This is a genomic window from Hymenobacter sp. R533113 (assembly GCF_056835965.1).
In genome coordinates this window covers 14,266-38,231 of sequence record NZ_JAKWBD010000006.1, presented here as the reverse complement: position 1 = coordinate 38,231, position 23,966 = coordinate 14,266, and the positions used below count along the sequence as shown (strand labels likewise).

The 23,966-nt window shown below is 55.8% G+C and carries 21 protein-coding genes and 1 pseudogene; 10 read left to right on the top strand and 12 right to left on the bottom strand.

What is annotated here, in order from left to right; all coding sequences use genetic code 11:
• Positions 1-1,190 (bottom strand): DUF349 domain-containing protein (locus MKZ35_RS06310; protein WP_482512386.1); only part of this gene is annotated, 1,190 nt, incomplete at its 3' end.
• Positions 1,191-1,243: 53 nt separating this feature from the next.
• The gene (locus MKZ35_RS06305) at positions 1,244-1,801 is read right to left on the bottom strand and encodes a YqgE/AlgH family protein (RefSeq protein WP_482512385.1); all 558 of its coding nucleotides are present in this window, start codon (positions 1,799-1,801) and stop codon (positions 1,244-1,246) included.
• 281 nt (positions 1,802-2,082) lie between these two features.
• Here MKZ35_RS06305 and MKZ35_RS06300 point away from each other — a divergent pair, with 281 nt between their 5' ends.
• The 4 genes from MKZ35_RS06300 (at position 2,083) to MKZ35_RS06285 (ending at position 6,655) form a co-directional block, all read left to right on the top strand.
• On the top strand, positions 2,083-3,966 hold the full coding sequence (locus MKZ35_RS06300) for a DUF6311 domain-containing protein (RefSeq protein ID WP_482512384.1): 1,884 nt from the start codon (positions 2,083-2,085) through the stop codon (positions 3,964-3,966).
• Between the two features lie 21 nt (positions 3,967-3,987).
• The gene (pdxH, locus tag MKZ35_RS06295) at positions 3,988-4,638 is read left to right on the top strand and encodes a pyridoxamine 5'-phosphate oxidase (protein ID WP_482512383.1); all 651 of its coding nucleotides are present in this window, start codon (positions 3,988-3,990) and stop codon (positions 4,636-4,638) included.
• Positions 4,639-4,766: 128 nt separating this feature from the next.
• Positions 4,767-6,077 carry a DUF1015 domain-containing protein gene (locus MKZ35_RS06290; protein ID WP_482512382.1) on the top strand — a complete coding sequence of 437 codons (1,311 nt, stop codon included), beginning with the start codon at positions 4,767-4,769 and terminating at the stop codon, positions 6,075-6,077.
• Positions 6,068-6,655, top strand: coding sequence for a Maf family nucleotide pyrophosphatase (locus MKZ35_RS06285; RefSeq protein ID WP_482512381.1), 588 nt, complete (start codon positions 6,068-6,070; stop codon positions 6,653-6,655). The genes MKZ35_RS06290 and MKZ35_RS06285 overlap by 10 nt, the downstream gene beginning before the upstream one ends.
• Before the next feature lie 12 nt (positions 6,656-6,667).
• Here MKZ35_RS06285 and MKZ35_RS06280 read toward each other — a convergent pair whose 3' ends face one another.
• The 3 genes from MKZ35_RS06280 to MKZ35_RS06270 all read right to left on the bottom strand — a co-directional run bounded on the left by MKZ35_RS06280 (position 6,668) and on the right by MKZ35_RS06270 (position 8,512).
• On the bottom strand, positions 6,668-7,300 hold the full coding sequence (locus MKZ35_RS06280; RefSeq protein ID WP_482512380.1) for a flavin reductase family protein: 633 nt from the start codon (positions 7,298-7,300) through the stop codon (positions 6,668-6,670).
• A 376-nt stretch (positions 7,301-7,676) separates the two neighbouring features.
• Positions 7,677-8,105, bottom strand: a complete 429-nt coding sequence (locus MKZ35_RS06275; protein WP_482512379.1) for an EamA family transporter — start codon at positions 8,103-8,105, stop codon at positions 7,677-7,679.
• Positions 8,106-8,116: 11 nt separating this feature from the next.
• Entirely contained in the window at positions 8,117-8,512 is a 396-nt protein-coding gene (locus MKZ35_RS06270) for a DUF4259 domain-containing protein (protein WP_482512378.1), read from the bottom strand.
• A 45-nt stretch (positions 8,513-8,557) separates the two neighbouring features.
• On the opposite strand from MKZ35_RS06270, the gene MKZ35_RS06265 reads away from it, so the two are divergent.
• On the top strand, positions 8,558-8,962 hold the full coding sequence (locus MKZ35_RS06265; RefSeq protein ID WP_482512377.1) for a DUF3592 domain-containing protein: 405 nt from the start codon (positions 8,558-8,560) through the stop codon (positions 8,960-8,962).
• Positions 8,963-8,972: 10 nt separating this feature from the next.
• Here MKZ35_RS06265 and MKZ35_RS06260 read toward each other — a convergent pair whose 3' ends face one another.
• From MKZ35_RS06260 to sdaAB, 5 genes are all read right to left on the bottom strand, one after another.
• The gene (locus MKZ35_RS06260) at positions 8,973-9,962 is read right to left on the bottom strand and encodes an NAD(P)H-dependent glycerol-3-phosphate dehydrogenase (protein ID WP_482512376.1); all 990 of its coding nucleotides are present in this window, start codon (positions 9,960-9,962) and stop codon (positions 8,973-8,975) included.
• Between the two features lie 191 nt (positions 9,963-10,153).
• Positions 10,154-11,563, bottom strand: coding sequence for an efflux RND transporter periplasmic adaptor subunit (locus tag MKZ35_RS06255; protein ID WP_482512375.1), 1,410 nt, complete (start codon positions 11,561-11,563; stop codon positions 10,154-10,156).
• A 249-nt stretch (positions 11,564-11,812) separates the two neighbouring features.
• Positions 11,813-12,421 carry a TolC family protein gene (locus tag MKZ35_RS06250; protein ID WP_482512374.1) on the bottom strand — a complete coding sequence of 203 codons (609 nt, stop codon included), beginning with the start codon at positions 12,419-12,421 and terminating at the stop codon, positions 11,813-11,815.
• Positions 12,418-13,353, bottom strand: a complete 936-nt coding sequence (locus MKZ35_RS06245; protein WP_482512373.1) for a TolC family protein — start codon at positions 13,351-13,353, stop codon at positions 12,418-12,420. Before MKZ35_RS06245 ends, MKZ35_RS06250 begins: the two co-directional genes overlap by 4 nt.
• A gap of 205 nt (positions 13,354-13,558) precedes the next feature.
• On the bottom strand, positions 13,559-14,239 hold the full coding sequence (gene sdaAB, locus MKZ35_RS06240; protein WP_482512372.1) for an L-serine ammonia-lyase, iron-sulfur-dependent subunit beta: 681 nt from the start codon (positions 14,237-14,239) through the stop codon (positions 13,559-13,561).
• A 187-nt stretch (positions 14,240-14,426) separates the two neighbouring features.
• Between sdaAB and MKZ35_RS06235 the strand changes: the two genes are divergently transcribed.
• Both MKZ35_RS06235 and MKZ35_RS06230 read left to right on the top strand, forming a co-directional pair.
• On the top strand, positions 14,427-15,404 hold the full coding sequence (locus MKZ35_RS06235) for a tryptophan 2,3-dioxygenase family protein (protein ID WP_482512371.1): 978 nt from the start codon (positions 14,427-14,429) through the stop codon (positions 15,402-15,404).
• 249 nt (positions 15,405-15,653) lie between these two features.
• Positions 15,654-16,643: pseudogene (locus tag MKZ35_RS06230) on the top strand (acyltransferase family protein); the annotation flags it as partial.
• 267 nt (positions 16,644-16,910) lie between these two features.
• Here MKZ35_RS06230 and MKZ35_RS06225 read toward each other — a convergent pair.
• Positions 16,911-18,641: an alkaline phosphatase D family protein gene (locus tag MKZ35_RS06225; protein WP_482512370.1), complete on the bottom strand. Its 1,731-nt coding sequence runs from the start codon at positions 18,639-18,641 to the stop codon at positions 16,911-16,913.
• Between the two features lie 675 nt (positions 18,642-19,316).
• Between MKZ35_RS06225 and MKZ35_RS06220 the strand changes: the two genes are divergently transcribed.
• Positions 19,317-20,027, top strand: a complete 711-nt coding sequence (locus MKZ35_RS06220) for a carboxypeptidase-like regulatory domain-containing protein (protein ID WP_482512369.1) — start codon at positions 19,317-19,319, stop codon at positions 20,025-20,027.
• Complete coding sequence (locus MKZ35_RS06215) at positions 19,994-22,525, top strand: outer membrane beta-barrel protein (protein ID WP_482512368.1); 2,532 nt, start codon at positions 19,994-19,996, stop codon at positions 22,523-22,525. Before MKZ35_RS06220 ends, MKZ35_RS06215 begins: the two co-directional genes overlap by 34 nt.
• A 93-nt stretch (positions 22,526-22,618) precedes the next feature.
• Here MKZ35_RS06215 and MKZ35_RS06210 read toward each other — a convergent pair whose 3' ends face one another.
• Positions 22,619-23,173: a DUF2911 domain-containing protein gene (locus MKZ35_RS06210; protein WP_482512367.1), complete on the bottom strand. Its 555-nt coding sequence runs from the start codon at positions 23,171-23,173 to the stop codon at positions 22,619-22,621.
• A gap of 281 nt (positions 23,174-23,454) precedes the next feature.
• Here MKZ35_RS06210 and MKZ35_RS06205 point away from each other — a divergent pair, with 281 nt between their 5' ends.
• Positions 23,455-23,796, top strand: a complete 342-nt coding sequence (locus tag MKZ35_RS06205; RefSeq protein ID WP_482512366.1) for an aldo/keto reductase — start codon at positions 23,455-23,457, stop codon at positions 23,794-23,796.
• Positions 23,797-23,966: the final 170 nt, after the last annotated feature.

Below are 23,966 nucleotides of genomic sequence, written 5' to 3'. Positions count from 1 at the left end.
TAGCTATTCCACAGTTCCTGAGCATCCTTTTGGGGCACCGGGCCGGTAGATTTCCAGTCGTTTTGCAGCGTTTTGATGCGCGCCGAGCTATCCTTGGTCTCCGCCGACTCTACCAGCAGCCGCAGCTGAGCGAGCAATTCCTGCTTGTGGGCTAGGTTCTTGGTGCGCTGCTCATCCTCGGCACGGGCATCGCGGGCACGGCTTTCGCGCAACTCCTGCATGGCCTTCACCAGCTCGGCATGCCCAGCCGGGCCATGATACGTTGCTTCCGCGTCGGGTGCGGCAGTTGTTTCTGACCGCTGCCGATCAGCAGCCAAGGCGGTTTCGTATTGGCGGTATAAATCCGTGATCTGCTTACGGTTGCGTTGCGCGTCGGGGCGGTGCACCATGTTTAACAGAAAGGATGCTTGCGCCGCCAGATCGAGTTGACTGAAATCGGGGCCGTGGGTTTCGGCCGCCAGTTCCTCTTCGTCCTCGCCTTCGTGAGCCAACGCCGCTTCGTGTGCTACGGCTGCCGATGCTGTGGCGGAAGTAGGTAATGCAGCGACCATATCGGGCGCATTCTCCAGGTCTTCGGCTGAGTGAAGCGCAATGGTGGGAGCCGCTGGCATGGCGGGCTCTTCCGTTTCAGTAGCTTGTCCAGTCAACGCCTCCGGCTCGGGGGTAATAGCAGCCTGGGGGGCATTTTCGATTGATGAGACAGCAGCCTCAGTCACTGCGCTGGTTGGCATGGCCTCTGGCTCCGGCGCAACAATCGCTGAAGCAGTAGACTGCGTAGCCGTTTCCACGCCGGGGTTCTGCTGCCCGTAATGCGCTTCAGCCCGAGCCAGTGGTTCCGAAATTGGCTCCTGAGTTGGGACGGTGCTTGGCGACGATGGGCTCGTAGCATCGGGCGTTACAGCGGCGGCCGGCGCTTCGGCGGTGCCAGCTCCCTGGGGGGCATTTTCTATGGGCGGTGTGCCCTGGGCTGGCCGCTCCGTTATTTCGTCGGTGGTAGTAGAGGGGGCCGATGCCGTAGTTTCGGCCGGAACATTGGCCGCAGGAGCAGGTGCCTCCGTAGGGGGTAGTGGCTGCGCAGCTGGGTTTTCTTTGGCACGAATCTCGGCCAGACGGCGCTCCAGAATGCTCATCGGCGACTCCGATGCTTCGTCGGAGTGCAGGGGATCGGTGGTGTTGTTATCAGGTAGCATAGTTCGGAGGAAAAGGCCGGCCCCGAAAGGCTAATGGGCGCGGCAGTGGGGAGCTAATTCAGGCGTGGATCTGTGGGATAGTTAGATAAAATCCGGTATCGACCACCTTTTTCGCGCAAAATAGACTGCCAAAAGGCATCAGTAGCCAAAGTAAAGACTTTCTCGGCAGCATTAGGGTGCACTATCCAAACATTTTCGCGCACTTCCTCCGCCAATTGGTCGGCCGTCCAGCCCGAATAGCCAGCGTACAGGCGCACATCTTCCTCGCCAATCTCGCCACTGAGCAGCAACCCCAGCAGTACGTCAAAGTCGCCACCCCAGTACACATCGTGTCCGAGCGCGATAGCACCGGGCACATCGGCGCGGCGGTGCAGATAGTGAAGTGTATCGGGCTGCACGGGCCCACCCAGGCCCAGCGGCAGGCGGGCGGCGGGCAGCACATCGCCGCCAGGCAGCTCCAGCACATCGCCCAGCAGCAGGTTAGTGGCCCGATTGAGCACTAAGCCAAATGTGCCTTCTTCATCGGTGTGGCGGCACAGCAGCACCACACTGCGCTCAAAATTCGGGTCGCCCAGGAAGGGCTGCGAAATCAATAAGCTTCCAGCTTTCATAGGTTAAGCATCTTTATAACATTCATCCATTTAATCAGCCCAACCCTACAGACCACTAAGCTCAAACTGACGCTACTATTCTGTGGTCTGAACCAAGCATGCGGTTTATCTCAACCTACGTCGGGAGAACAGGCTTAGGTTCCCGGAAATAACAAGGCCCGGCAAAATAGCCTGCGCCCGTGGTAGGCAATAGAACGAGGCACCAGCAGGTAAATGATGAGGGTGCCCCAACTATTTTCTGAATAATTTGCGCCCCTTATCAAGTGCGTATCTACCCGCTAATGCCCTCGCTATCCGCTTCGCCCCTTTCGCGCCAACGCTCATTCGATCCCTGGTTCGTGGGCAGTATTCTACTTCAAGCCTTGCTGCTATTAAGCGTATTTCGTACGCTTATTCTCAATCCCGGTGACTACCTGATTGTTACGCACTACGACGGAATTAAAAGCTATTTCTCTATCGCTTCCTTTCTGCGTCAGCCCCTAAGCGACGGCATGTTGGTGATGGGACATAATTACCCATTTGGCGAGTACATGTATTACACAGACAGTACGCCCGTGCTGACCCAAAGCCTGCATGTGCTCGTGCGGGCTTTCCCCGCGCTGGAGCCCTATGGTCTGTATTTATACGATTTGTTTATTCTGGGAGGCTTGGTACTTAGCACCTTGCTGCTGTATCGTATTCTGCGCCCGTTGGGTTTGCCGGTTTGGTTGGTAGTGCTGCTGAGCGTGACGCTGCCGTGGCTGGCCCCGCAAACTATACGTCTGCGCGTGGGCCATACCAGCTTATCTTACACGCCGGCCATCTTGTTCACCATCTGGGTGTTGCAGCAGCTGTACTACGCCTGGGTGAATGACCGGCCGGTGCGGAAGTGGTTTGGGCTCCTATTCGTGGGCATTGTGGCAGCATCGTATCTGCACTTCTATTATCTGGGCATTTTGGGAGTGCTGGGGGGCTTTTTCTTTCTGTTTTGGATAGCTGAGAATGCCTTGGCGAGTAAGCCGTGGTTTCGGTTGGCCGTGTACAGTATGCTAACGTTGGCGGCGGCGCTGGCACTCACGATGGGCTCCTTGATGCTGCTGGACGGGCGCTACAACGAGCGGCCGTCCAGCAGCAATGGCTACGATTTTCTGGATTGGAAATTTCAATTTGGGGCCTTCTTTCGGGGCTATTCCTTCAACCAGGTACGGTTTCCGCTAGAGCGAACCGAGGAGATTCTCTACGAATCATCAGCTTATCTGGGGGGCTTTGTGCTTTACGGACTGCTGGTTGTACTGGTGCTGGCTGCCCTGCGTCGGCTCCCCTCAATGCGCCTCACCGACGATGACAATGGTCGATTCCTGCGCTTATTCCTCCTGGCCAGCATTCCCATGGCGTTCATCGCTTTGGGCGAAACCTATGTGCTTGACAACGGCGCTTATGTCTTCCACAATTACCTGAATCCGTTTTTCTGGCTACATAAGGTAACAGACCGTGTAACCCAGTTCAGGGCGCTGGGCCGGTTTATATGGCCTTTCTGGTGGGCATTTGTGCTCGGCTTCAGCTACTACGTAGCGCGCTGGTGGCAGCGGCCCGTGCTGCGTTGGGTACTGGCAGCCCTTTGCTTGTTATTGATGATTGACGCCCGCGACGCAATGCGTTTTTACCACACCAATACGCAGCTACCTAATATTCTTACGGCCGAAGCCCCGACCCTACCCATGCGGCAGTTCACGGGCTGGCTCGACCTGAAACCGTATCAGGCCATTCTGCCGCTGCCTTTTTCCCACTCCGGGGCCGAGGAAAATAGTTATCAGTTCACGGTAGACCCCGATGAAGTTCACAACAACAATACCTACCAGCTCTCCATGGTCACGGGCCTGCCGCTGATGTCGCACAAAGCAGCCCGCACCCCAACTTACCAAGCTCGAAAGCTGTTTACGGTGCTGAGCCCCGAAGGCCCGGACCCGGAACTGCTGGCCCGCATGGACAACCGTCCTGTGCTGGTTTATCTGGACAGCGCTTACTATAACGGCCAGAATAATTATTACCGCGAGGGGCTAAAAAACCGGCCCGAAATGCTTGCCCTCTTCGAGCGTGCCGACGATTTTATTCGGGAACAGAAAATGCAATTGCTGCACAAGCAAGGCACCTGGTCGCTTTATGCATGGTATCCAAAAGGACGCTAATTCATTATTAATCATTCACAAATGACTGACCAGCAACTGGCCGACCTACGCAAGACTTACGCCCAACGCACGCTCACCGAAGCCGATGTGCTGCCCGACGGCGTGCACCAGTTTCGGGCCTGGCTCGATGAGGCCCTGGCTGCCCACCTCGATGAGCCCACCGCCATGACGCTGGCCACCGTAGGCGCCGATGGTCAGCCTACCACCCGCGTAGTGCTGCTTAAAGGCCTCCCCAACGACGCGGGGTTTCTGTTTTACACCAATTACGACAGTCGCAAAGGCCAGGAATTAGCCGCGCATCCGCTAGCCGCGCTTAATTTCTTCTGGCCTGGGCTGGAGCGACAGGTGCGCGTGGAAGGGCGCGTGGAAAAAGCCCCCCAAAGCATGTCAGATCAGTATTTTCAGAGTCGGCCGCGCGCTAGCCAGGTGGGGGCTTGGGCTTCTCCGCAAAGCCAGCTAATCGGGAGCCGGGAGGAGTTGGAGCAGCGGGAGCAGGAAATAGAACAGCGCTTTGCGAATGAGAACCCATTGCCGCGCCCGCCGCATTGGGGAGGCTTTATTCTGCGTCCGCACCGCGTGGAGTTCTGGCAGGGTCGCCCCAGCCGCCTCCACGACCGCATTGTGTATGAGCGAGTGGGCGATGGGTGGCAGCGTAGCCGTTTGGCGCCCTAGGCATTTAACAGGTAACATTTATCATTTAACAATCTGTGCTCTCTTCCAGGACGAAGAAGGCGTGGTTGAAGAGTGGCACTTGTTAGTTAATTGTTGAATGATAAATGTTACTTGTTAATTGATTTTCCGTGGCTGAGATTCAACCCGTGCGCGGCTGGCGCTACAACCCACAGTTAAGTGAGCAGATTGACGATTACGTGTCGCCGCTATTTGATGTCGTGTCGGCGAAGCAGCGGGAGGCGCTGTACCGCAACCCGTTGAACAGCATTCATTTGTCGGTGCCGCGAGGGGATGATGCAGCTGCAGAAGCGCAGCGGCGGCTGGCGGAGTGGCAGGCGCAGGGCGTACTGCGCCAGGATGAGCTGCCGGGTATTTATGCCTACTACCAGTATTTCCGGTTGCCGGGCAGCAGCCAGGAGTATTGCCGCAAGGGCTTTATGTGCCACATCCGGGCTTATGATTGGAGCGAGGAGGTAGTGCTACGCCACGAAAACACTTTGCCCGCGGCCGTAAACGACCGCGCCGAGCTGCTGGCCCGCACCGAGTTTCAAACCAGCGCCACCCACGGCCTCTACCGCGACGATGATTTTGAGTTGGAGCGCTACCTAGACGAGGCCATGCGCGACCCGCTTTACCAAACGGAAGAAGACTACCAGGGCGCCCGCGACGTGCTGGCCGTCATTCAGGATGCCGCTATTATTCGGCGCTTCCAGGAAATTTTAAGCTCCCGACAAGTGATTCTGGCCGATGGCCACCACCGCTACGAGGGCTCATTGGCCTACCGGCAGGCGCGGCAGGCCGCCAACCCGCACTCAACGGGTGAGGAACCGTGGAACTACCACCTGATGTACCTCACCAACTTGGCTGCCAATGACCTGCGCATCCTGCCCACTCACCGCTTGCTGCTGGAGATGCCCAACGGCCTCACCGACGAGGAGTTTATGGCCCGGCTCGAACCGTATTTCACTATTCTCCCCAAAGATGACGCCTACGATTTGCCCGAAATAATTGCTGGCAAGCTGTGGGCCTTTGGGTTGTATCTGGGGGGCAATTCTTACAAAATTCGGTTGCGGCCCGAAGTGCATGCCCAACTTGCCTGGGACACTACGCCCGAAGTTAAAGCCCTGGACCTGACTGTGTTGCACTACTTCGTACTGGAGCGCGTGCTGGGTATTGTAGGGCCCGATGCCCAACGCTCGTGGCCGGGCATAGCTTACGTACGCAACTTCACCGAGTGCCTTACCCGCGTGGACCGCGGCGAGGCGCGCGCTGCCTTTATTACCAACGAAGTGACCATGTCCGAAGTAGAGCGCGTGTGCCACAGCGGGGCCGTAATGCCCCCCAAATCCACTTTCTTTTATCCCAAAACGATTGGTGGCTTTCTGTTTACTTCTATCCATGAGCAGGAATCCGACCACCCCTTTCAGGTATGTCCGTAGCCACCAAACTGGTACTAGCTTCCAATTCGCCCCGCCGCCGCCAGCTGCTCACCGACCTGGGTCTGAGCTACGAAATCCGGCTGCGCGAAGTAGATGAGAGCTACCCACCTCACCTGCACCGCGCCGAGGTAGCCGAGTACTTAGCCGCCCACAAAGCCTCCGCTTATGCCTCCGATTTAGCCCCCCATGAGGTAGTACTCACCGCCGATACCATCGTGTGTCTGGAGGATAATGTGCTGAACAAGCCCGCCGACGAGGCCGAAGCCAAACACATGCTTACCCACCTGCAAGGCCGCGCCCACGATGTGTTTACCGGCGTGTGTCTGCTCAGCGGCGACGGCTATCGCACCGTTTTCTCGGACCAGACCCGCGTTCATTTCCGCGCCCTCTCCCCCGCCGAAATCGAGTTTTACGTCCGCAACTTTCGCCCTCTGGACAAAGCCGGTGCCTATGGCGCTCAGGATTGGGTAGGCATGGTAGGCGTCACGCGGCTGGAAGGCTCTTATTTTAACGTAATGGGCCTGCCCGTGCACCGGGTGTGGGAAGAGCTAGAGAAGCTGGGATTAGTATCGGTTTAATTGAACGTCTGGCTACTTTGGCTGTGGCCCCTCACCTACTCGGGCATAGGCATACGCCCCTATTTCCTGGGCAGTATGGTAGGTATCGAGGCCAGAAACGCAGGCGCTGCCGGCCCCGTTCAGGTTGAGGGAGCCGTCGGCCGCCAGCACATCGGCGGGCAGGTAGATTTCCTCGACCTTGCCCACGAGCAGGATTGTTCCGGTGGCTTTTATGGGTATTTCCTCTACCAGCCGCAGCCCCATTTTTATCTGGCTCTCGCGGACAAATGGTGCCGGAAAGTTGTCAAGAAATTCGGCCCCCAGACCACACTTTTCAAACTCCGATTCATCTTCCGGGAAAGGTGCGGACGTGTAGTGCGCCGCTGCCGTAAAGTCGGCGTGGACGTGATTAATGGTATAGCAGCCGCTCGCCTTAATGTTATCGTAGGTGTGGCGAGCCACGCTGGTAGGCCGCGTGAAAATGCCGATGTATGGCGGGTTGGAGCCCAGATGCACCACCGAGCTATACATGGCCAGATTGGTCCGGCCATCCGAGGCAGCAGTACCAATAAGGTTGGCGGGCTTGTAGCCGGTGATGGAGTTTATCAGATTAAGACGGAAAATCTTTTCCATCGCCTCAATATCCTGGGCTTGTATGCGCTTCATGTGGTGCTGATTAAGCAGAGTAAATTCGCTTCATTTTGATCCCGACTTGGGTTGATGGCTCGGAAACAGGTGAGCGGCTTTATAACCGCTAAAGACCGCAATTGGCCTTCCTACCTATTCAAACTATTTAAAAAGGCGGTCATGCTGAGTAAAGTGAAGCATCTCGCGTGCTAACGTTAGAACAGTAATTCAACCAAATAGAACGTCATGCTGAACAAAGCGAAGCATCTCGCCCGCTTCGCTGCATTACTAAATGAGATTACTACCCAAGAGAGATGCTTCGCTTTGCTCAGCATGACCGCCTTTTGTGTGGCAACGATTGTACGCCAGATGCTTCGCGTTGTGCTGCATAACGTTCTACGTTTTTAGTTGGGTACTAATGTCCCTTGGCTAGTAGCACTACGCCGGCTATAATCAGCCCCACGCCTAGCACCTGGCCCAACGTAATCTGCTCCCGCAGCACCAGCCAACCCAGCAGCGCGGCTACAGCCACCGAGCCGCCCACAATTACGGGCGTTCCTACCGAGGCCGGAGCGCCTTTAGTAAACACATAAAACGTCAGAATCTCGGCTACACCTACGCTTAAGCCGGCCAGGCAGGAATACAGCACGCCGGTTTGGGAAATGCTCACTACCTGCCGCGTAGACTTGATATAAAGCAGTAAAATGCCCCCCACAGCAGCAGCCACGAGTTGCAACAGCACCGCGCCAGCCACCTGATGAATGTTGCCCGAGGCCAGCTTAATAAAGAAGTTGTAAAGCCCCAGACAGAAGGCCGTGATGACAGCCAGCAAAAGCCAGTTCATGAATGCTGGCTTTAGGTCAAGCGGTGCAACAGGTCCTGCTGGGTGTGTTGCCAATCGGCGGTGGCCTCATTTTTGGCCCACATCTCCTGCAACTCAGATTTTTTGGCCACGGCCTGCACGGCTTGTTGCGCCATCTCGCGCAGGTCGGCGCTTTCGCTGGCGTCCAGCTTTACAATTACTGGAATCAAGTCGGCGGGAAAGTCGCGTGAGGGCTTGCCCAGAATGGCGGCTACAATTTCGGCAGCGGCCAGGGCTTCGCTGGCCGCATCACCATCAATATGGTCTTCCTCCTCGGCCACTGCTACTAACGCTTCCAGCAGTTTCGCTTCATTGTGATTATCGCGGAAGTCTTCGGCGAAGTCGGCAGCCGCGTCGTTGTCGAAGTTGTAGTAGCCCCAAGTTCCCATGCTGTGTGTAGTTAAGATTTATAGCTAGTAAGGTAGCTTTACCGCATGGACTTCTTTTTTGTTGTTTGGACCATTTTGGCTGCGTTTAATGCTCGCAGAATAATTAAACGCCTACGGAATGCAGAAAGACTAATAGATGAAGGAATAAAAACAACTGGAGTAGTTATAGGCTTCAAGACTCGTTTAACTCACACTTTTAATTCCCATCCGCGATTTCAGTTTACAACTGTGCTTGGTGAGGTTGTGGAAGTAGAAGCGAAAATGGGGATTAGTCTTCCTACCTACCATCTGTATCGAAAGGGGTCAAAAGTGATACTCTACTATGAGACCGAGAATCCAAAAAACTTTACACTAGATTCAGACTCAGAGAAGTTCTCCTCTTATGTACAGCTGTTTTTCATTGGGCTTATGATTGCTGCCGGTGTCTATTTCTGGCTCACCTCAAAGTAATTCTAAGGCACTACTTGAACTTCTCCTTCAGAATCTCCAGCTCCACGGCCGGCGAAATCTTCTCGTACAGAATGTGATACGCCGCATTGGTAATCGGCATGCTCACCTTTAGCTTTTTATTCAGCTCGTAAATGCTCTTGACGGCGTAGTAGCCCTCGGCCACCATGTTCATCTCCATCTGCGCTGATTTTACACTGTAGCCACGGCCTACCATGTTGCCGAAGGTGCGGTTGCGGGAGAACTGGGAATAAGCCGTTACGAGCAGGTCGCCGAGGTAGGCGCTGGCGCTGAGGTCGCGTTGGTTGGGACTGAGGGCGTAGAGAAAGCGGCGAATCTCCTGCACCGCATTACTCACCAGCACCGCCTGAAAATTGTCGCCGTAGCCCAGGCCGTGAGCAATGCCGCAGGTCAGGGCGATGATGTTTTTCATGACCGCGCAGTACTCGATGCCATCGAGGTCGGCGGCGGGATGCGCTTTTACGTAGCGGTTGCGCAGCAGCTGGCAGAAGTCTTCGGCCAGCTCCAGATCGGGGCCGCCGATGGTGAGGTAGCTCTGCTTTTCGAGGGCAACTTCTTCGGCGTGGCAGGGTCCGGCTACTACGCCCAGCTGCTCGCCATCGAGCCGAAAACGCTCAACCACATAATCCGTTACCAGCACGTTTTTGCCCGGAATCATGCCTTTTATGGCCGAAATAACGCGCTTGTCGCGGAGGGCGTCGCGGTCGAGCTTGTCGAGGGCGCCCTGTACGAAGGCAGCAGGCACGGCCAGCACCAGCCAGTCGGCATCCACCACCACTTCCTTCAGGTCGGTGGAGGGGAAAACGCGGCTCAGATCAAAGGCCACCGACGACAAATAGCGCGGGTTGTGGCGGGTGCGCAGCAGGTGCTGCACATCATCTTTCGAGCGCAGCCACCAGCCCACCCGAGCCCCATTTTCAGAAAGGATTTTCGTTAAAGCAGTAGCCCAGGAGCCGCCGCCAATCATAGCTATTTTTTCCACCAAACAAACTTGTAGGAAGGCGATATAGCACCTTCTCTGGTTAAACGGCTTGAACCAGCTCCGCGCCCAAACACAGGCGCAACGGCGGCAAGCCTTGTCGCAAGCCCGAGTTTAGACAAAAAAAATGAGAGGCCGGGGCAAAAAAGCCCCCAGCCTCTCATATGCTTGCTAATAAGGCCCGTCAGGGACGCTTAATCAGCATCGGCTACTTCCTCTTTCAGGGCCGCTTTGTTGATGGACTTTGCATCCTTCACCACGACTACTGCGCCGTCTTTCAGCTTTTTATGCACCGTGGCATACGGGCCGCTGGCTACTTCGTCGCCCGCCTTCAGGCCGCTGAGAATTTCAATATTGGTGATGTCGCTGATTCCGGTTTTAACGGGCACCATTACGGCTTTGCCGTCGCGAATCACGAATACCACTTCCTGCACATCAGTCGGCGCAGCCTGGGCAGTCTCATCCGATTGCCCCCCGCCGCCACGGCCTACGCGCACGCCTGGCCCGCCTGCTTTGTCGGGGCCGGCAATGGCCGAGCTATCCGTTTTGGTGGTTACCGCATTAAGCGGCACACTCAGCACATTATTCTTCCGATCCGTAATAACATCGACAGAGGCCGTCATGCCGGGGCGAAATGGGACGATGGTACGGCCCCCCACATTGCGCACCAGGTGCTGATATGACTCGGGCAACAGGCGAATGCGCACCTCAAACTCGGTTACCGCCTCAGCCGTCAGCGCGTCTTTGGCCGTGTTGGCTACGCTGGTAACGATGCCCCGAAACTTTTCATCCTTATTGGCATACGAGTCAACATCCACGTCTACTGAGTCGCCCAGGTTCACATCGATGATCTGGTTTTCGTTCACGTTCACCCGCACCTCCATCGAGTTGAGGTCGGCAATGCGCATGATTTCGGTGCCGGCCATTTGCGAAGTACCGACTACCCGCTCCCCGCGCTCCACGTTCAGCTTGCTCACCGTACCGTTGACGGGGGCGTAGATGGTAGTTTTGTCGAGGTTGCGGCGGGCTTCATCCAAGGAAGCCTGGGCGCTGGCAACGCCCGACTGCGCCCCGCGGATACTCTGGCGAGCGCTGTTTATTTCTTCCTGACTGGCATCATAAGCGGCTTTGCTGGCCTCGTAATCGGCCTGGGAAATTACCTTTTGCTTGTAAAGCGAGGCATTCCGACGATACGCCAGCTCGGTTTGCTTGGCATTAGCCATCAGTTGCTGGAGCCGCGCCTGGGTCTGGCCGACGTTGGCCCGCTGGGTATTCACGCTCGCCGACTGCATATTTACCATAGCCTGGTAGTTGTCGGGGCGGATGCGCAGCAGCAACTGGCCTTTTTTCACGGAGTCGCCCTCGGCCACGTACAGCTCCGTAATTTCACCGGATACGTCGGGCGAAATTTTTACTTCCGTCTCGGGCTGCACTTTGCCCGAGGCGCTTACCTTCTCGACGATAGTCGCGGGCCCGGCTTTCGCTGTAATAACTTCGGTACCAGCCGGCTGACCGATCAACCCCTGCTTTTTGGCCACTATGTAGCCGGCAATTAACAAAACCAGTACACCCAGCAGAATGTACAGTAAGCGGTTGTTTTTCATATTCGAGAAGAAATCCAGCGTAAGGAAAGAGAAGGCAAATAAATCAATTAAAAATAAAGAAGTAGCGGCGTTATAGCTGGTTTTTTAGCGCTGCCTTACACGGGAGCTTCGAGCAGCCTTTTACCCTCATTAGTTTTGGAAGCGCTTAGCCACAGAAAACTGTTCTGGGGGGCTTTTTCGATCCGCTGGTCCGGGCTTCATCCGTCTTTCGACTTACCTGGCGAGGTAAAATAGTACTCCGTAATTACTTTATAGAGTCAGCGGGTTGCCTTGGTAGAACTCTAACACTTTGCGACGGAAAATAAACTCATATTTCGCCTGAATCATACTGGATTCGGCCCCGTTGAGGTTGTTTTTGGCAATGTTAAATTCAGTGCCGTTGAGCAGGCCGTTGTTAAAGCGGATTTCGGCATTGCGGTAGGCCGTAGTCAGGGCCTGTACCTGACGGCTGGCGGAAGCAAACCGGCGCTGGGCCGCCACCGCGTCGGCGTAGGCCTGCTGAATAGTTTGCTGCAATTCCAGGCGGGTTTGGGCCGCTTGCAGCTCGGCCTGCTTCACCGCAATCTGGGAGCGTTGCACGTTAGTGCGCGTTTGCAGGCCATTAAGAATCGGGATTTGCAGGTTGAACTGCAAGGCGCGACCCAGGTTGTCCTTCACTTGGTCGCCGAAGGCCGTAGGGAGTATCTCAAAACTAGGCTGCCGGGGCGTGAGTACAGCAAAATTAGTGCGACTCGATGTGCCCGTAACGGGGTCGAACTGGAAGACCGGCAGTGGGGCTCCGCTAGTAGAGTCGCCGGTGAATACCCGCGCCAACCGCGTGGAGGAGAAGCCGGTGAAGAGGCTGGCCCCAAAAGTCAAGCGCGGATAATATGCCCCCGTGCCACTTCTACGCCCCGAATGGAGCTTTGCACGCGCAGATCAGCCGCCTTCACCTGGGGTAAAAAGCCCTGAGCCGTTTGGTAAAGGCCGATAGGGTCTAGGCTGAGCGCAGCCTGCTCGTCGGGGTCGGGCAGGTTGGGCACTTCAACCTGAAAAGCCGCGGCACTAGTCGGGTCTAAGTTGAGTAATTGGGCGAGTTGCAGGCGCGAGATGTCGCGTTGATTCTGGGCCGTTACCAGGTTCAGCTCATCGGAAGCCAATTGAGCTTCGCTGTCGAGCAGGTTACTTTCTGCTACGCTACCGGCCGCCAGCAGCTTTTTGGTACGCTCTACCTGCTGCTGGGTGGTATTTACGCGCAGCTCGTTGGTGCGCACCAGCTCCTGATTTAGTACCAGTTGCAGAAACGCCGCCGCCACGTTCAGCGACAAATCGTTGCGAGCCCGCTCGATGTCGGCCAGACTGGCCTGGTAGTCGAGCACATTGCGCTTGATGGTATTGCGCAGCTGAAACCCCGAGAAGAGCGTGACCTGAGCGTTGGCCGAGAAGTTATTGGAGCGAATCGTTTGGCTCACAAAGTCATTGGTCAGCGGATCGAGGCCGGTGCCGTATTGCCAGGCCTGGGTGCCGTTGATGTTAGCCGAGGGCAGCAGGGCCGCCCGCCCCAGCCGTCCGGTAGCGTCGCTCAACTCCGCTGAGAGCGTGCTCTGACGCACCGTCAGGTTGTTCTGCACGGCGTAGTCTACCGCGCGCTGCAGGGTCCAGGGGCCACTGGAGACGGGGGCCGTCATGGTGCCGGCAGGCGGCTGGGCGGGCGTTGTGGTTTGGGCAAGCGCCGGGGCAGCCAGCAGCAACCAAGTGCTCGCGCCAAGGGCAGCCGCCCGGCAAAGAAGCGGAGTACGGTTCAGTTTCATGGGTTTTAGTTCTTAATCTACTGAAGAGGTCTGATAACTAGGACTTTAGGCTTTCCTCGGAACTGAGTGTGAGCCCAATCAGGGCTTAAATATAATAAAAGGTACTATGCAACACAAAGTACCGCTGTTTTTATATGCCAAAATGTGATAAGGACTTTATAATCAGGGCTTTTTCGGAGGTATTGTCAAGCGCCAGACACCCAATTTAGTCGATAGTAGGGATGTAGATAATCTGGTGTACCCAGCCTAGCTGGCGCAGATATTCAAGGGTAATGGGCTTAATTCCCGAATCCATTTCAATGAACTGGCGGGCTACGTCGTTGCGGCCTTTGCGCGAAACAAACATGGTGGCGATGTTGCAGTCGTCGTGGGCAATAACGGAAGCGATAAAGGCAATGGAGCCCTGCCGGTCGTCGGCGTCGACGATGAGCGTGTGTAGAGAGGCGGAAAAGTCGGCTGGAAAGCCATCCACCTCTACTATGCGGATAACGCCCCCGCCCCTGCTCTGGCCTATTACTTCCGTGGCATGGCCCGTGCGCTCGTCGCGCAACTGCACCTTTATCGTGTTGGGGTGCATGGTGGAGGCATTGCCTACGCTTTGAAACGTGTACTGTAGGCCAGCTTCTTTGGCGTAGTCGAAGGCATCACGAATGCGCTTGTCGTCGGTAGCATAGCCCAGCAAACCGGCCACGATGGCGCGGTCGGAGCCGTGACCTTCGTAGGTGCGGGCGAAGGAATTGTAAAAGGTAATGGTAGCGTGGGTGGGCAACGACCCCAGAATGCGAATCGCGGCGCTTGCAATGCGCACTACCCCGGCCGTGTGTGAGCTGCTGGGCCCAATCATCACCGGCCCAATCATATCAAAAATGCTGCTCTTCTCGGCCATAATAGCGGTAAAAGTAGATGTTTCAGGCGGGAAAACAACGATTGATTTGCTCCGTAACGGTGAAGCCGGCCGGGAGCTTTTGGGGCTTATGAACATAGATACCAGCAGGAGCCTAAGGGTTGCCTGTTCCCGCTGCTTTCGATACCTTTTTCGTTCTTTGCAGCTCCTACCCGCCTCTCTCCCTCCTATGGAAACGCCCCCCAATCAATCCGAATTTGCCCCCCAAGTACTGGAGCAGCTGCGCCGCCTGCAAGCCAGATACGCCGCCGACGGCCAGGACCTGGCCGCCTACCTCGAAGGCCTTTTCTACGCTGACTACGTTAACTATTGGGACTACATTGAGCTCGACACGCTGCTGAGTTTGCAGCGCCCACTTACCCAGATCCCGGATGAGCGGATATTCATTATGTATCACCAGATCACGGAGTTGTACTTCAAGCTCTGCCTCTGCGAGTACGAGCAGATGGGCGACTTGCAGCAGCCCACCGTGGGCGAGCTGGTACTGCGCATAGGCCGCATCAACCGCTACTTCGAGAACCTGATCGACTCGTTTGATGTGATGGTGGACGGCATGGACAAGCAGCAGTTTCTGCAGTTTCGCATGGCTCTGATGCCGGCCTCAGGCTTCCAGAGCGTGCAGTACCGTATGATTGAGCTGGCTTCGACTTCCCTCGATAACTTAGTGGATAAGGAGAAGCGCCGCCTGCTGGGCGAAGCCGCCGCCCACGACGAGCTGCTAGGCTGCATCTACTGGAAGGCCGGCGCTACCATCGAAGAATCGGGCGCCAAAGCCCTGACGCTGATTCAGTTTGAGGAGAAGTACGCCCAAACCCTCCACGACCACGCCGCCCACTACCGCACCCGCAACGTGTGGACCGTACTGGAGCGTCTGCCCGCCGAAGATCAGCGCCACCCGCGCCTGGTGCGCGCCCTACGCCAGCTCGACGCCAACGTGAACGTGAACTGGCCCCTGATGCACTACAAATCGGCGGTGCGCTACCTGGAGCGCGACCCCACGGCCATAGCCGCTACGGGCGGCACCAACTGGAAGAAATATTTGCCCCCCAAGTTCCAGCGCCGCATCTTCTATCCGCAGCTGTGGACGGCGCAGGAGCTAGAGGAATGGGGCAAGGCTTGGGTGGAGGAAGTGTTGGGAGAGAAATAATTTCCTACCCTATTTAATTTTAGCGCTCCATCTATTTGAAACCTATATGTCTTTATATTTTTCTACCGATAATCCAGCTTCAACTAACAAATACTTTCCTGCCTTAACGGGTACTCGTGCCGTAGCCGCCTATATGGTTGTGCTATTTCATCTCAATCCATTTCTTGGCACCAACTATCATAACATTAGCTTGCGATGGCTTAATTATTTTATTCAGCAGCTGCACGTAGGAGTCCCCGTTTTTTTGTTTTAAGCGGTTTTCTGATTGCTTATCGCTATATGGACCGCGTTGAATTAACAAAGGAGTGGCTTGCCAGGTATTTATGGTTTAGGTTTACCAGGATATACCCCATATATTTTATTCTGACAGCGAGCACCTTCTTATTATTGCAATATATACCAACTGATACTATACCGACTTGGCATACTGCCCAAATACTATGGAAGGATAAGCTCATTCTTGTCTTTTTAAACATAACGTTACTAAAAGCTTTTTTCTACAGCGCATTAACTTCTGGAATTCCCACTGCCTGGTCTCTGACAATAGAGGAGACTTTTTACATCCTAGCCCCTTTTTTATTAATAGGCCTACAAATCAAACTGTCTCGCTTTATCCTTTACCCCATCCTACTACTTAGCTTAGGCAGCTTATTAGTCTTTTTATGCTCTTTAAGCACGCAGTATCTTTATGGATTTATGTCTTCTATGAATTTCATGCTGCGCTTCACCTTCTTTGGTAGATGCACGGAGTTTATGGCGGGAATAGCATTAGCCTTTTATATTAAAAAAAAGTATAGGGTTTTTTCCCTGAGCCATTCTGCGGCGACACTCAGTGGTTCAATAGGAATTATTATCTGCATTATAGCTTTGGCTGCCATTAAGGTACAGCACACGCCCACCGCCTTATGGCCTACCTCTCAATGGTCGATTCTAGTACAGAATTTTATTTTACCTTTTGCCATAGTCGTCTTGTTCTATGGCTTATTACATGAGCAAACTCTACTACGAAAGGCATTGGAGACGAAACTCTTCCTTTTATTGGGTAAAAGCTCCTACGCGCTCTATCTAATTCACATAGGAATATTTAATAATCTATTTTCATATTATATTTCTCAAAACACATTCATTTGTATTTTAATTTATTCTTTAATAGCTATTTTGCTTTATCAGTTTATAGAAAAACCCATACAAGTTTATCTACGCAACTCCATGCAACGACTTCACAAACAAATAGGATAAATAAGTAGCGCTCTGGCTACCCCAGATGAGTATAATACTTGTTAATAAAGCTTCAACCGCTGCTCCTGCTTCCTGAGTAAGAACGGCGGTCGAAGTGTTTATTAGAAAATACTACAGTTGCGCCCTAGCAGCGCCAGCTACTTTGAAAGCAACCTGCAAGTTTTCCCGCAGTCACTCGGCGTAGCCAAGCGACTACGAAATGCTACTATAGTCGTCAAAAAAGCCGCTGCTAATTAGCAGCGGCTTTTTTGACGACTATAGTAGTTTCTAAGCCTCGCTCACCGTATTTCCCACAACCACCGCCGTATTTTCCGTCAGCAAGCTACCCACGTACTTCCACTGCGCAGTGGCCGACGAAGCCGTGAACTCCACCTGCAGGAAGCCGCGCCGGGAAGCGTCCAGATACTGTAAGTCGTCGATCAGGAGCTGGTTGGACTGCTCGAAGCCTTGGATAGCCGCCGCGTTGCCGGCAAACAGGGCCTCAAAGCCCGGCGAGGAGACGGAGGGCGTGGCGAATTCGGCCCCGGCTTTTTGCCCCCCGGCGGTGGTCAGGGCGCTGTACCAGGCGTTGTGGGTATCGCCGGCCAGGGCGATGAGCTTTTTGCCCCCCGCGGCGGCGTACACGGCTTCGCGCTCGGCGGGGTAGCCGTCCCAGGCGTCGAGGTTGTAGGGCAGCACCGTCTCGACCCGCGCCCGCTCGGCGGCCGTTACGGTGGAGTCGCCGCGTAGCAGGCGGGTTTTGATGATGCTGAGTTGGGTAGCCTGCACGTTGTACTGGGCCAGCAAAGCGGGTGTGGGCGCGGCAGCCAGCTGGGCTACGAGCACCAGCAGCTCCGCGGGAATGTACATTTTGCCCATCAGCACCTGCGAGCCCAGCACTTGCCAGCGCGCCGGATTGCCCCCCAGATTAGAAGTAAGCCAATTTCGCTGCTCGGTGCCCAGAATGGTACGGGCCGGATTCAGCCAGGCCGCCCCAAAGGCCGCCGCGTTGAAGGCACCATTGGCCCCCAAATAATCGGCGTAGCTGAGTTGCTTGTCGCGGCCCGCCAGGCGGGTATCGAGCATCAGCAGATTCACTAGGTTGCCAAACTCGAAACCGCGGTAGATTTTCTGGCGGTCGGCGGTGCGGGCGGGCAAATACTCATGCCAGGCCTGAATGGAGGCCTGCTTGCGAGCCTCGAAGCTACCCTCATTGGGCTGGTGGTTTTCGGCCCCGTCCTTGTAGGCGTTATTGGCGCTCTCGTGGTCGTCCCAGACGCAGATGAAGGGCTTGCGCTGGTGGGCGCGCTGCAATTGCGGGTCGCTACGGTACTGGCGGTAGCGGGTGCGGTAGTCGTCCAGACTGATGGTTTCGGTGGCGGGCTGGTGGGCGCGGTTCAGGGCGGCGGTGGCCGGGTTGGTGCCGTAGCCGCCCTGACCGTATTCGTAGATGTAATCGCCCAGATGAATTACCACGTCCACGTCGGAGGCGGCTACGGCCCCGTACACGTTGAACAGGCCCGCCTGAAAGTTAGCACACGATACCACGGCCAGCTTCACGCTGCTGGCTTGGCTGCCCGCAGGCAGGGTGCGGGTCTCGCCGATGACTGATGCGGCCTGGGTGCGCTCGTTGCGGAAGCGGTAAAAATATTTTTGGTTGGCCGTCAGCCGGGGCACGTCTACCGCTACGGTAAAATCGGTGCTGGCCGTGGCCTGGGTTGCGCCACGGGCTACTATGCGGGCGAAGCCGCTGTCCTCGGCCACTTCCCACCGGATGGCGGCACTGCCGGTTTCGTTGGCGGCGGGCGAGTACCGGGTCCAGATAATGACGCTGCTTTGCGACGGGTCGAAGCTGGCCACGCCCTCGCGGAAGCCAAATTGCCCCCCGTAAGGCGGCAGGTTGCCATCGTCGTCGCAGCTGGTGAGCATGGCGGGCAGCAGCGCTACACCTCCAGAAATGATGGCCGTGCTCTTGAGGAACTCGCGCCGGTTGAGGTTGCCGGTAGTTTTCTTCGACATAACAAATCTGCGTTTAGGGTTGACTAAAAGTAGATTACCAGTGCTAAGTGAAGGTTATCAGCGTGTTATGGAATTGCTGTGGTTTTGAGATGCTTGCCTCGGGACGCCAGATAAGCAGGGCAGTTAGTGTGACAGCGAGCCTGGGATTGAGGCATTCGCTAAGAGCGTGTTTGGGAATTCACGGAAACGCCGTTTGCGTCATGCTGCATCTGGCGTCCGCTTGTCGAAGCATCTCTCCCGCCTCGTTGCAGAAGCATTGATTAGTAACCAGTATAGATGCTTCGACAAGCGGACGCCAGATCCAGCATGACACGAGAATCAAAATCCCAAACACGCTCTAAATCATTCCTCCTCGAAATTGCAGAGTACAAACAATAATGCGTTTTCTCTCACAAAATGGGGCTTGTAACTTATGGTATTTATATTTTAAGACAGGAGATGAAAAAGAAGTAAAGTCAATATTATTTCTCGCGGGTAATATCGTATTCCATCTTATTTACACAAGTTTTTTAGAAAACTTAACATTGAGCTAATAGTCTGTTTATCAATACATTGTTTGACCGGGAGCACGATTAAAACTTAATTAACCTTAGCGTAGCAATACCGAAAACTTGCGGTAATTTTGCCCCCGAAATTCAAAGGAAATGCCTTTGATAAACAAAAAAGCTCTTTTTTATGAAAAACAGAATTTTACTGTTTCTGCTGCTAGGCTTTGCGCTTTTCACTAGCACCTCCACCTTACTGGCCCAGGGCGTGACCACCTCCGCCATGAAAGGCGTTGTCACGGATGGCACCGGCCAGCCCCTACCGGGCGCGACTGTTGTCGCCACTCACCTGCCTTCGGGCACCGTGTACAGCATTGCCACCCGCTCCAACGGCCAGTACGACTTGCTCAATATGCGCGTCGGCGGCCCTTACGAACTGAAAATCAGCTTTATCGGCTACGCGCCCTACTCCCGCGACGCCATTCAGCTGGCTTTGGGCAAAACCTTTGAGGGCAACGTGACGCTCTCGGAAGGCACCCAGGCCCTGGGCGAAGTAGTGGTGAAGGGTAACCGCGACGGGCAGATCAACAAGGACCGCACCGGCGCCTCCACCAACGTGAGTAGCGCCGCCATCCGCACTTTGCCCACTATCAGTCGCTCCCAGGAGGATTTTACCCGCCTCACGCCCCAAAGTAGCGGACTGAGCTTTGGGGGCGAAATACGCTCTACAACAACTTTTCCCTCGACGGCTCCATCTTCAACAACTCCTTCGGCCTGGACGCGCCTACGCCGGGCGGGCAAACCAACTCCCAGCCCGTATCGCTGGATGCCATTGAGCAGCTGGAAGTTAGCCTCGCGCCCTTCGATGTGCGCCAGGGCGGCTTTACGGGGGCCGGCGTGAATGCTGTGACCAAGAGCGGCACCAACGACTTCCGGGGCACGGTGTACACGTTTCTGCGCAATGAGAACTTTATTGGCGAGAAAGTGGGCGACGTGACCGTGCGCAACCCCGAGCTGAAGTTCAACCAGACGGGCTTTGCGCTGGGCGGGCCGATTATTCAGAATAAGCTGTTCTTCTTCACCAACGCCGAAATCACCCGCCGCGACGACCCCGGCCTGACGTTCCGGCCCGCTGCCAGCCCCGCCGAAGCCACGGCCGCCCTCAATGGCCAGGCCGACGGCGTGAGCCGGGTGCTAGGCAGCGACCTAGCCGACATTCGTCGGCGTCTGACTGAGGTGTACGGCTACGACCCTGGCTCCTTCACCGACTTCACCTACCGCACGTACAGCGACAAGTTTCTGGCGAAGCTGGACTGGAACATCAACCAGAAAAACACCTTTTCACTGCGCTACAACTACCTCAAGAGCTACCGTGAGCAGGGCCCCCACCCTATCGCCATCGCGCCCTCCTCGCGGGTGCAGGGCGTGAACACCTTGCAGTACTCCAACTCGGGCTACACCATTAATAACAACCTGAATTCGATAGTGGGTGAGTTGAATTCGCGTATTGGCGAGAAACTCAGCAATAAAGCCCAGCTCAGCTTCTCCGCTTTCCGCGACTTCCGCGAGCTTCCCGAGGCCCCGCTGTTTCCCCAGCTCGACATCACCCGCAACGGCACGACCTATGTGAGTGTGGGCACCGAGCAGTTTTCGGCTGAAAACCGTCTGGATCAGAATATTCTGCAATTCACTGACAACCTGAGCTACTTCGCCGGGGCACACGTTTTGACGGGCGGTGTGACCTACGAGCGGTTTGCCTTCGTGAACGACTTTAACTTGCAGCGCTACGGCTACCCCTTCTTCGGTGGCCTCGACGTGGATCGTTTCTTTGAGGTGACGGACCCCACCAACCCGGATTTCGTGGACCTGAACGCCATTGCCCAAACCGGCGCGACCCGGCGCATCAAATCCGTGGATGTGAACGTGGCCCAGCTCGGCCTCTACGCCCAGGACGAGTGGAACGTGACGCCCAACTTCAAGCTGACCCTCGGCATCCGGGCCGATATGCCCATCTACAACACCGACGTAGCGCAGAATCAGCAGATTCTGGATGCGCCTTTGCTCGATTCGGATGGGCAGTCCGCCACGGTGGACGTAACGGAGTTCCCGAAAGCGACGCCGCTCTGGTCGCCCCGTTTGGGCTTCAACTACTCCCTTACCGGGGATAAATACACCACGCAAATTCGCGGTGGCACGGGCATTTTCACGGGCCGCATTCCCTTTGTGTGGATCAGCAACCAGGCTTCCAACGCCCAGTTTGACCCCGGCTACACCTTCCAGATCAACGGTACGGCCCGCGACTTCAAATTTCCACAGGTGTGGCGCTCCAACCTGGCTATTGATCAGGAGCTGCCCGGCGGTATCGTAGCTACGCTGGAAGGCATTTATTCCAAAGACCGCAACGCGGCCATTCACCGCAACTACAACCTGGTGACGCCCACCGAGCGCCTCAACGGCTTCGATAACCGCCTGATTTATCCGGCCGCCGGCCCGCGCATCACGCCCGGCTTCACGGGTCCGGACGGGCAGTTCAGCTTCCTCGACGCGGGCGTTATCGTGCTCGAAAATACGAACCGCGGCTACCAGTACTCCCTCACGGGTCAGCTCAAAAAGGACTTCGCCAACGGCCTCTACGTGCAGGCGGCCTACACCTACTCGCAGGCCAAGGATGTAACCTCCAACCCTGGCGAAATCGCGGCCGACGCCTTCCAGCGCAATCCCGTGGTCGGCAATGCTAATGATCCGCGGCTGGCCTTTAGCGACTTTGGCTTGCAGCACCGCTTTATCGGGGCAGCCGGCAAGCGCTTTGCTTATGCCAACGACCGGCTGGCCACTACCGTTAGCTTCTTCTTTGAGGCCGCTCAGGGTAACCGCTTTTCCTACACCTATGCTGGCGATTTGAACCGCGATGGCATCCCCGGCAACGACCTGCTGAAAGTGCCCGCCACCCGCGACCAGATCAATCTGGTAGCCTACACCGACAACCAGGGCAACGTAGTAACGGCCGACCAGCAGTGGGAGCAGCTGAATGCCTATATCAATCAGGACGACTACCTGTCCGAGCGCCGGGGCAACTACACGGAGCGCAACGGGGCCATCAGCCCCTGGTACACCCAGCTCGACGCCAAGATTTTGCAGGATTTTTCCATCCAGGCTGCCAAAAAGAAGCACACGTTCCAAGTTAGCCTCGATGTGCAGAACCTAGGCAACCTGATCAGCTCCGATTGGGGCATCCGGCGCACGTTTGCCAACAACCGCTTCATTGAAACCAGCTATCCAACTCCCACGTCGAACACGCCGACCTACCAGTTTCGGGGCGGCAACCAGACCTTCTTCAACAACACCGACCTGAACAGCCGCTGGCGCGCCCAGCTGGGCCTGCGGTACATTTTGGATTAGGTTATAACTTGTTCCCATAAAAAAGCCCCCCAGAAAGAATCTAGGGGGCTTTTTTATGGGTCGCGGCCAGGCTACCACCCGACTGGAATGCTACTAATTGCTGGCCGACGCCGCACCTGCCACCTTAAAAGCGGCCTGCGTATTTTCCCAGGCCATCGTTACGGTGCCGGCTTTAGCCGCCGTAATGGTGAACTGCTCCACGGGTTGAGCAGTCTTGGTGGGCTTCACTTTTACGCGCAGGGCGTCCTGCTTTTCATCGTAATCATAGGCGCCCCACTGATTGGCGGTTTTGTTGAAGATAATCGTCCATTCCTGCTCGTTGGGAATGGTGAACAGGGCGTATTTGCCCGCGGGCAGCGCCTGCCCATTGATAGTGACTGCCTGTTTGGCTTCAAATGTGGTGGCTTCATTGGCCCCCGTGCGCCACACCTTGCCATAGGGTTCCAGCTCGCCGAATATCTTTCGACCCTTCATGGAAGGCCGGCTGTACTCAATAGTAAAGTTGGAGCCCGTAACGGTGGCCGGTGGACTGGGGCGCTTGCTTTTGTCTTCCGGCGCTTTGGTGGTAGTCTGGGCGACAGCGCTGCCCGTAAACAGCAGCATGATCCAGACGAAGAGAAGCAGGAATTTGGGCGTGGAGGTTTGCATGTACAAGTTGGTTGAGGTGAGAAATACGCGTATAAAACCAGCGCGGCAGGCTTTGTTTGAAACAAGCCGCAATTGGAACGACGGAACTGTACTTCCAATGACGCGTTTTTCGGCGACGGGCTGCTGTAACTTTTAATATTTCTGGCTAAAACGCCCCCCAGTGCCTACTTCGCGTATCGGTAGCGGCGCGGGGCGCTTGTCGGCGCGCTTTACTTTCTCGCATTGTCCTCCTGCAGCCGCTACACGGCCACCATGCATACCGGCGCTGCGGCCGCACCGGGTTGAAGCGACCGGCCGTGTCGCTGGGCTTGTGGCAGAACTTTGGCGACGTAGATGTGCTGGAAAACTTCCGCGCTACTTTGCGCCTGGCCTTCGACCCCGGCGTAACCCACCTCGACCTAGCCACCAGCTACGGTCCGCCGCCCCGCCCAGCAGAAACCAGCTTTAGCTGCCCTGTGCGGGAAGAGTTTCGGGCTTATCGCGACGAGCTAAGTATCTCGACTAAAGCGGGCTACACCATGTGGAACGGCCCCTACGGCGACTGGGGCACCAAGAAATACCTGCTACCCGTTTCAGGCCACATGGCCAGGTGTATATCAGGTCAGATTTCGGAAAGCAGATAACCGCTTCGTGACGTATACTACCACGGTACAATAGTTCGGTGGGGCTGACTTTACTTCTGCTGTGAGGCAGATTACAGCTTACGCACTAAAGCCGAACGGGCGGTGTTCCGTGCTTACCTTCGCCCCCCAGCAAAGTATTCTCACGGTTTAAAGGCTAGCTTCCTTTCACC